This is a genomic window from Phosphitispora fastidiosa (assembly GCF_019008365.1).
Lineage (GTDB): Bacteria > Bacillota > Thermincolia > Thermincolales > UBA2595 > Phosphitispora > Phosphitispora fastidiosa.
The window spans coordinates 1-251 of sequence record NZ_JAHHUL010000183.1 but is presented as its reverse complement, the minus strand read 5'-3'; the positions used below and the strand labels follow the sequence as shown (position 1 = coordinate 251).

Genomic DNA, 251 nt, shown 5'->3' with positions numbered 1-251 from the left:
GACCTCCATCCGCACGAGGTTTCGGGCGGCATGGGGCAGCGCGCCATGATTGCCATGATGTTGATCACCGGCCCGGAACTGCTGATCGCCGATGAACCGACCTCGGCGCTCGACGTGACTGTCCAGCTGGATGTTCTCGCCATCCTCGACAATCTGGTGCGCGATCGCGGCATGGGGCTGATCTTCATTTCGCACGATCTGCGGCTGGTCTCGTCGTTCTGCGACCGGGTCATCGTCATGTATGCGGGCCA

1 protein-coding gene is annotated in these 251 nt (G+C 62.2%); it reads left to right on the top strand.

Annotated features, from left to right (window positions below):
• Positions 1-251, top strand: a 251-nt coding sequence (locus Ga0451573_RS19430) for an ATP-binding cassette domain-containing protein (RefSeq protein ID WP_231685844.1), incomplete at both ends; no start/stop codon positions are given.